The following is a 1,124-nucleotide window of genomic DNA, read 5'->3' as shown; positions in this document are numbered from 1 at the left end:
GAGACCGAGAACTCGCCGGTCGGCTGGTCCTCGACCGTGACCACCAGGATCACCCGGTCCGGCGCCGTGCCCGGCTCGTTGGTGATCTTCACGTCCTTGAAGTAGCCGAGGTTGCGCAGCCGCCGCTCGGCGCGGTCGATCAGCACCCGGTTATAGGCATCGCCCTCGGCGAGGTCGAACTCGCGCCGGATCACCCAGTCGCGGGTGCGGGTGTTGCCGCGGATCTCGATGCGCTCGATATAGACGCGCGGGCCTTCCTCGACGGCGAAGACCAGGTTGATCTTGCGGGTCTGCACGTCGCGGTCGCCGCGCGGGCGGACCTGCGCGAAGGCATAGCCGCTCTTCGAGACCTCGATGGTCGCGTTCTCGACCGACTTCTCCACCAGTTCGGCATTGTAGACCTGGCCGGGGCTCACGCGCAGCGCGGAGCGGATGCGGGCCGGGTCGACGTCCTTGATGCCGGAAACGACGTCGACCGTGCCGACGCGGTACTGCGCGCCCTCGTCGAGCACATAGGTCAGGATGAACCCGCCCTTGGCGCGGTCGAGATCGGCGGTCACCGACACGATGCGGAAGTCGGCATAGCCGTTGCGCAGGTAGAAGCGGCGCAGCAGCTCCTGGTCGTTGTTGATGCGGTCGACGTCATAGATGTCGGTGTTCTTCAACCACGACAGCCAGTTGGACTCGGTCGTGGTGATCTCGTCCTTGAGCTTGTAGTCCGAGAACGCCTTGTTGCCGACGAAGCGGATCTCGGCCACGCCGAGCTTGTCGCCCTCGGTGATGTTGAAGACGAGGTCGACACGGCCCTGCCCGCGCTCGATCGTCTCGGGCGTCACCCGCACGTCGTAGCGGCCGGAGCGGCGATAGAGCTCGATGATGCGCTGGGTGTCGGCCTGCACCGTGGTCTTGGAGAACGGCGCGCGGGGCTTCGACTGCACCTCGCTGGCGAGCTGCTCGTCCTTGAGCTTCTTGTTGCCCTCGAAGGCGACGCGGTTGATGACCTCGTTCTCCTTGACGGAGACGACGAGCCGGCCGCCGCGATGGCTGATGGTGACGTCCGAGAACAGCCCCGTCGCGTAGAGCGACTTCAGCGCCTCGTCGATCTTCGCCGGCGTCAGCGACTG

The 1,124-nt window shown here is 66.1% G+C and carries 1 protein-coding gene; it reads right to left on the bottom strand.

Features of this window, described 5'->3' with window-relative positions:
* Positions 1-1,124: outer membrane protein assembly factor BamA (gene bamA, locus NVS89_RS22875; RefSeq protein ID WP_258735093.1), on the bottom strand; the 1,124-nt coding region annotated here is incomplete at both ends.

The organism is Ancylobacter mangrovi (assembly GCF_024752355.1).
In the GTDB taxonomy this organism is placed as follows: domain Bacteria; phylum Pseudomonadota; class Alphaproteobacteria; order Rhizobiales; family Xanthobacteraceae; genus Ancylobacter; species Ancylobacter mangrovi.
Note: the sequence above shows the minus strand (reverse complement) of the source record. Positions and strands in the feature narration are given on the sequence as shown.